The 6,449-nt window shown below is 72.7% G+C and carries 7 protein-coding genes and 1 pseudogene; 4 read left to right on the top strand and 4 right to left on the bottom strand.

Translation table 11 applies throughout. From position 1 onward, the window contains the following. From ACWCO3_RS08975 to ACWCO3_RS08965, 3 genes and pseudogenes are all read left to right on the top strand, one after another. Positions 1-248 (top strand): annotated as a pseudogene (locus tag ACWCO3_RS08975) (thiamine pyrophosphate-dependent dehydrogenase E1 component subunit alpha); the annotation flags it as partial. A gap of 1 nt (position 249) precedes the next feature. Beyond that, positions 250-1,218, top strand: a complete 969-nt coding sequence (locus ACWCO3_RS08970) for an alpha-ketoacid dehydrogenase subunit beta (protein WP_450009268.1) — start codon at positions 250-252, stop codon at positions 1,216-1,218. Next, on the top strand, positions 1,215-2,573 hold the full coding sequence (locus ACWCO3_RS08965; RefSeq protein WP_167524830.1) for a hypothetical protein: 1,359 nt from the start codon (positions 1,215-1,217) through the stop codon (positions 2,571-2,573). The genes ACWCO3_RS08970 and ACWCO3_RS08965 overlap by 4 nt, the downstream gene beginning before the upstream one ends. 71 nt (positions 2,574-2,644) lie before the next feature. Here ACWCO3_RS08965 and ACWCO3_RS08960 read toward each other — a convergent pair whose 3' ends face one another. Beyond that, complete coding sequence (locus ACWCO3_RS08960; RefSeq protein ID WP_450009266.1) at positions 2,645-3,334, bottom strand: SGNH/GDSL hydrolase family protein; 690 nt, start codon at positions 3,332-3,334, stop codon at positions 2,645-2,647. A 46-nt stretch (positions 3,335-3,380) separates the two neighbouring features. Continuing rightward, the gene (locus ACWCO3_RS08955) at positions 3,381-4,319 is read right to left on the bottom strand and encodes an exo-alpha-sialidase (protein WP_358163775.1); all 939 of its coding nucleotides are present in this window, start codon (positions 4,317-4,319) and stop codon (positions 3,381-3,383) included. Between the two features lie 233 nt (positions 4,320-4,552). Between ACWCO3_RS08955 and ACWCO3_RS08950 the strand changes: the two genes are divergently transcribed. Then, positions 4,553-5,125, top strand: coding sequence for a hypothetical protein (locus tag ACWCO3_RS08950; RefSeq protein ID WP_450009263.1), 573 nt, complete (start codon positions 4,553-4,555; stop codon positions 5,123-5,125). On the opposite strand, the gene ACWCO3_RS08945 is transcribed toward ACWCO3_RS08950, so the two are convergent. After that, positions 5,122-5,526, bottom strand: a complete 405-nt coding sequence (locus tag ACWCO3_RS08945; RefSeq protein WP_450009261.1) for an MmcQ/YjbR family DNA-binding protein — start codon at positions 5,524-5,526, stop codon at positions 5,122-5,124. The two genes, ACWCO3_RS08950 and ACWCO3_RS08945, sit on opposite strands and share 4 nt — an antisense overlap. An 18-nt stretch (positions 5,527-5,544) precedes the next feature. Then, entirely contained in the window at positions 5,545-6,438 is an 894-nt protein-coding gene (locus ACWCO3_RS08940; RefSeq protein ID WP_450009259.1) for an aminoglycoside phosphotransferase family protein, read from the bottom strand. Between the last annotated feature and the right edge of the window lie 11 nt (positions 6,439-6,449).

Genomic DNA, 6,449 nt, shown 5'->3' with positions numbered 1-6,449 from the left:
CCTTCGAACACGCGGTACGCCTCGACTACCGCCCGCCCGACGAGGTGACCCGTGGCCGGGCCCGGGACCCGGTGGACATTCAGGGTTCACGGCTTTCCGACGCCGATCGGGCGGCAGTGGACGCCGAGGTCGAGGCGACAGTCGACGCGGCGGTGGACTTCGCCCTGGCCAGCCCGCAACCCGACCCGGCCGACGCCATGGCCTACCTGTACGCCAGCGGTCTGACCGCCCGCACCGGAGGTGGTTGAGGTGCCCCGACTGTCGTACCGGCGGGCGCTGACCCGGGCCCTCGCCGACGAGTTGGCCCGCGACGAGGCGGTGTTCCTGCTCGGCGAGGACGTCCAGGTCGGGGCGTCGATGGTGACCACCGGCCTGGCCAAGCGGTTCGGCGCCGACCGGGTCCGCGACACCCCGTTGTCCGAGCAGGCGTTCACCAGCTTCGCCACCGGAGCGGCGCTGGCCGGGCTGCGGCCGGTGATCGAGTTCCAGATCCCGTCGCTGCTGTTCCTCGTCTTCGAGCAGATCGTCAACCACGCGCACAAGTTCCCGCTGATGACCGGTGGGCAGTGCGCGGTGCCGGTCACCTACCTGGTGCCCGGCTCCGGGTCGCGGACCGGCTGGGCCGGACAGCACTCCGACCACCCGTACAGCCTCTTCGCGCACGTCGGCGTCGTCACCGTCGTACCGGCCACCCCGGCCGACGCGTACGGGCTGCTGGTCACCGCGATCCGGCACGACGACCCGGTGGTGGTGTTCGCGCCCGCCGGCGCGATGGACGTGCGCGACGACGTCGACGATCTGTCGCCGGTGCCGCTGGGCCGGGGGCGGATCCACCGATTCGGCGACGACGTCACAGTGGTCGCGATCGGGCACCTGGTGCACGACGCGCTCGCGGTCGCCGACGAGCTCGCCGACCAGGTCTCGGTGGAGGTGTTCGACCCGCGCACCCTGTACCCGTTCGACATCGACGGTCTCGCCGAGTCGGTGGCCCGCACCGGACGTCTCGTCGTGTTCGACGACGGCAACCGGTCCTGCGGGATGGCCGCCGAGATCATCGCCTCGGTGCTGGAGCGGGTGCGACTGCTCGCCCCGCCACGCCGGGTCACCCGACCGGACGGCGCGGTGTTGCCGTTCGCGCCGGCCCTGGACCGGGCCGTGCAGCCCGGCCGGGACCAGCTCACCACCGCCATCCACCTGACGATGAAGGACGCCTCATGATCGACCCTAACTACGTGTGGCCGGCGGCCGACCGGGCCTGGGCCGACCTGCCGGAGCCGGCCCGTCGGGCCATGGTGGCCAGTGGGGCGGCGGCCTGGGAGCAGGTCTTCCACGGCCGGGCCACCTACAACAAGCAGTGGCGGCTGGCCCGCCCCCCGGTGCTGGCCGCCGACGCGTGGCGGGAGCTGAACGAGGTCTGCGACCGGCTCGCCCAGCTCATCCTCGACGCCTGCCGCCGTCGGGCGGGCACCGCCGGTGAGCTGCGTCGACTGCTCGGCGTACCGGCGGGGGAGACCCGACTGCTGGACGAGTCGGAGCCGCTGACCGAAGCGCTGCTGGCCGCGTACCGCCCGGACGTCATCTTCGCAGGTGGGGTGCCGAAATTCGTCGAGTACAACATCGACAGCAGCCTCGGCGGCGGATTCGACGCCGACACCGTCATCCAGCGGTACGCGCGCCTGTACGAGGAGCAGGGGATCTTCGACGGCCTGCCGGCGCGGGCCGCGCCGTCCCTGCTGGACCAGCGGTTCGTGGCGATCCGGGAGGAACTTCGGCTGCCCGACGGCGCCCGGCTGGCGCTGCTGATGGACTTCGACGCGGACTACCCCGGCCTGGACGACCCGGAGACGTTCATCCGGATCCTCGACCCGCTCGCCGTCCGGGCCCGGGACTTCGGCATCGACCTGGTCATCGCGCCCCTCTCCACGGCCACTGTGGACGCCGACACCCGCCTGGTCGTCGGCGGTGCGCCGGTCGACGCGTTGTTCCGACTGTTCGTGCCCAATCGGGTCACCCCGACCGCCGGCCTCGACGCGGTTGCCGGTGCCCTCGCGGCGGGCACCCTGCCGATGTTCGTGTCGGCGGCGGCCTGGCTGCTCGGCAACAAGACCACGTTCGCCTGGTTGTGGGAGGACGTGGACGGGCTACCCGCTGACGACCAGACGCTGATCCGGCGGCACGTGCCGTACACCGTGCCGTTGACCGCCGAGGTGCTCGACCGGGCCGTCGCCGAGCAGGCGAAGCTGGTGGCCAAACCCGCCGACGGTTCGGCCGGGCACGGCGTGCTGCTCGGCCCGGAGCTGAGCCCGACGGACTGGGCGGCCGGCGTACGGGCCGCCGTCGAGCAGGGCGGCGCGATCCTCCAGGAGTATCTGCCGACCGACCGGGTGCCGATGGATTTCGTGCAGATCGAGACGGGCGAGACGGTGACGGCCGACGTCCCGTACTCCCTGGCTCCGTACCTGTTCGGCCGCCGAGCCTCCGGCGGCCTGGCGAGGGTCGGCTACCCCGGCTGCGACGGCGTCCTCAACCTGGCCCACGGCGTCCTCCTGACCGGAGTCCTCCTCAAGGATTAACCCCCCGCCACCTGCGTTGATCATGAAGTTATTGCCTCGACGCGCCGCCGCAGATGGCAGTAACTTCATGATCAACGGGGTGAGGTCGGGCCGAGGTGGGCGGAGAGGGCGCGGAGGGTTTCGGCCGTTGCTATGGCGTCGCTGCGGGCGCTGCCGTGGCGGCCGTCGGTGCTGTAGAGGGTCGGGTCGGCCGTCAGCGGGTGGTCGGTGAGGTGCACGTGCAGGGTGCCCAGACGCTCGGCGAGTCGCGCGGTGTGCGCGGACAGGCGACGCATCCGCTCCCGCAGACCGGGGCGCGCCGCCTCCGGCACCGCCGGACTGTACGAGACGTCGAACATGCCCACCGTGATCACGTCCGCGCCGGCCTGTTGGAGGGCGACGATCATCTCGGTCAGTTCCGCGTCGACGCTGTCCGCGTCATACCGGGACCGGAAGGCGTCGTTGCCGCCGCACACCACAAGCGCCAGGTCCGGACCGAACGCCAGAGCCGGGGCCAGCTGGGTGTCCCGGACCTCGTGCGCGCGCAGCCCGCTACGGCCGAGATTGAGGTACGCCAGACCCTGACGGGCAGCGTCCAGTTCGGCGGCGATCCGATCGGCCCACTGCTGGTCGGAGTAACCCGGGGTGGGTTCGCAACTGCCCTCGGCCACGCTGTCGCCGAGCACGACGAAGCGGCGCCACCCGTGCCCGCTCAGCAGTGCCGCGCTCTCGCCCTCCCGCAGGCAGTACGGATCCGTCGATTCGGCCAGCGTCGATGCCATGCCCGCAGGCTAATCGAGTGATCCGGGGGTGGACAGCGGGCCGCCCTCAATCGGTCATCCGGACCTCGGCGAGGTACACGCAGGTCCGTCCCTCGTGGGAGGAGTAGTAGCTGACCCACAGCAGGCCGTCGTGCCAGACCAGTCCCGGGTAGCTGGTGTCACCGCCGGAGGGCAACGCGACCAGCTCGGTCAGCTCGCCCCGGTCGGGGTCGACGGCGCAGATCGCGGTGCGGACCTCGCCGTCGTGCAGCCGTACCCCGGCCAGCAGACGCCCGTCGGGCAGCCGCAGCAACGCCGGCCCGCCCACCTGGGTGCCCAGGTCGGTCCACCTCCAGTCCTGGTACGGGGGCAGTGCCCGACCGAGTAGCGCGGTGGCTTCGGCCCCGTCGCGGCGCAGCAGGCAGAAGGCGGTGCCGTCCGGGGTGAAGACGAGCCCCGACTCGTTGGGGTACCCGCCCTCGACCAGCAGTGGCACCCACGGCTGGAGGTCGACGCCGTCGGTGCTGCGGTAGAGCCGGGCGAACCTCGGCTCCCGGGTGGCGTAGCCGACGCCGTACATCGCGCCGTCGTGCCAGGCCGCCCGCCACACCCAGACACCTGGTTCCCCCACCGGGACCGCATCGCCCCAGGCGCGCCCGTCGCCGGAGTGCCAGGTCACCGTCTGGAACGTCTTGGTGGTCTCACCGGTGGCCGCCGCCGCCAGCAGTTGCAGTCGACCGTCCGGCCGGGTGACGAAGCGCGGGTCCCGCAGGTCGACGCCGGCCTGCCGCAGGACGGCGGCGGACGTCCACGATCGCCCGTCGGCTGACGTCAGCACCCGGATCACGCCGTCGTCGCTGAGGTGGGTCCGCGCCTCCCGGAAGGCGCAGAACCAGTTCCCGGCGTACCGGACGAGGTCGGTGAACGCGCTGTGCGGTGCGCTGTCGCCGATCCGGTGGACGGCGGCGACGTCGGCGGTGGTACGGCGAATCTGCGATGACGTCATGCGCGGCGGCCTCCTGGAGCGGGGAGAGCGCCGACGGTAGCCGGCCCGACCGACGCCCGCGCGGCCACCAGCCGAACACCCGACGAACACCCGAGGGGTACGACTGGGCGCTGTCGGGTTGACGTCGCACGGACGGTCACGTCGGCGTGCTGAGGCGCGCTGGTGGCACGCGCCGGCCACGATGGGCGGTGGCTGACCCCGTGGCGGTGACTGAGGCGAGGAGGGGGCGACGGATGCTCGACTCGTTCCTCCAGGCCCTCGCGGCCAAGCTGGTCGAGGAGATCCTCAAGCGGCTTGTCGAGTGGCTGACACCGAAGGCGCTGCGGTCCGTGCCGCACCGCGCCTCGCCGAACTGCCCCCGCTGCGGCGGGTACGGCGTCCGTCGGTGGGCCCCCGCCGGCATGTGGCTGTTCCTGCCGTCCCTGCTGGTCTTCGCGTGGGGCTTCGGGTTCACACTGCTCGGGGTGCCGGTGGCCGTCCTCACGGTGGTGGCCGCTGTGGTGGCGAACGGCGTCGGCGGGCTGCTGTCCGCCCTGCTCGCCGTACTCGCTCTGCTGGTCCCGGTCACCCTGATGATCGTGGGCGCGTTCGGTCTCGCCCACTACCACAGCTACCCGCCGAAGTGGTGCGCCCGCTGTCACGGCAGGTGGCCGAGCCGCGATCGCGACGAATACCTGCGGGCGTCGGCACCGGTGGTGACCTGCGGTTGCGGTCAGCGGTTACGGGTGCCCCGGACGGCCGCCGGAGCGCGCCTGCGCTGCCCCCGCTGTCGCACCGAACACACCGCCCCGGCCCCGGCCGGCTAGCCGCCGGTGGGCCCCTGAGCTGCGCGGTGGGCGGCGGCGAGCCGTTTCGGGGCGCGGGCGTACCACGCCTCGGTGACGACCTCGGTCAGCTCGGCCAGGCTGATCCGGTCGAGCTGGACCAGCACCGCCGGATAGCCGTCGAGGTGCGGAGTGGTGAGGTAGATCGACGGGTCGTCGGCGAGCAGGGCTTCCTTGACGCCGAGGTCGACCACCCGGACGCCGAGGAGAGGGCCGTCGGGGGCGGTGTCGCCGAGGGCGTCGAGGTCCGCGCGCCGCAGCGGTCGCTCCCAGACGAACATCTTGTCCCGAACCCGCCAGGCGGGCAGCCCGTCGTAGGACGGGCGTTCGGTGGTCTCCGGCAACGCGAGCGCGATCCGGCGTACGTCGTCCCAACCGGGCATGCCCACACGGTACGGGGCTCAGCGCGCCACGGTGTGCTCGGTGAGCAGTTCGCCGAGCACGTGCCGGGCCCCGGCGGCCCGCTCCGGATCGTCCAGCGTGATCAGCGCCTTCCACAGCGCCCATCCACGCCCCCGGGTCCAGGTGGCGTCGTCCACGCCGAGCGCGTCGCGGAAGGCGGCCCGGCTGACGCCGCCCAGCATGGTCCAGGCGATCACCGTGTCGCAGGCGGGGTCGCCGACGCCGCAGCAGCCGAAGTCGATGACGGCGGCGAGCCGGCCGTCGCGGACCAGCAGGTTGCCGTCCGCGACGTCGCCGTGGAACCACACCGGCGGCCCAGCCCAGGTGGCGTCGAGGGCGGCCTGCCACATGCCGGTCACCGTGTCGACGGGCAACCGGTCGCGGTGCGCCTCGATCGCGGCACGGGTCTCGGCGTCGTAGGTGGACAGCGGGCCTCCCCGCCAGGCGCTGTGCGGGCCGGCGGCCGGGCCGCCGTCAGTGTCGACGGCACGAAGGGCGCGCAGGAAGGCCGCGAGATCCGTGGCGAACCGGGTCAGGTCGTCGATCCGGTCGGGGCGGGCTGTCTGACCGTCGATCCAGCCGTACACCGACCACGGGTACGGGTAGTCGGCACCGGGTCGACCGTGGGCCAGCGGGGTGGGGATCTCCAGCGGCAGCCGCGCCCCGAGGACCGGCAGGCACCGCTGTTCCTTGGCGACCTGAAGGGCGTACCCCTCGCCGCTGGGCAGCCGCACCGTCATCGCGTCGCCCAGGTGGAAGGTGCGGTTGTCCCAGCCGCCGACCTCGACCGGACGGACCGGCAGGTGCGCCCACCGGGGGAACTGTTCGGCGATCAGCTGACGCACCAGGTCGGTGCTGATCTCCGATACGCCCGTGTCAGGCTGTGCGCTCATTCGCCCGAGCC

It is taken from the genome of Micromonospora sp. NPDC002411, from assembly GCF_053592955.1.
The sequence above is the reverse complement of the archived record's forward strand: the minus strand, read 5'-3'. Positions and strand labels throughout refer to the sequence as shown.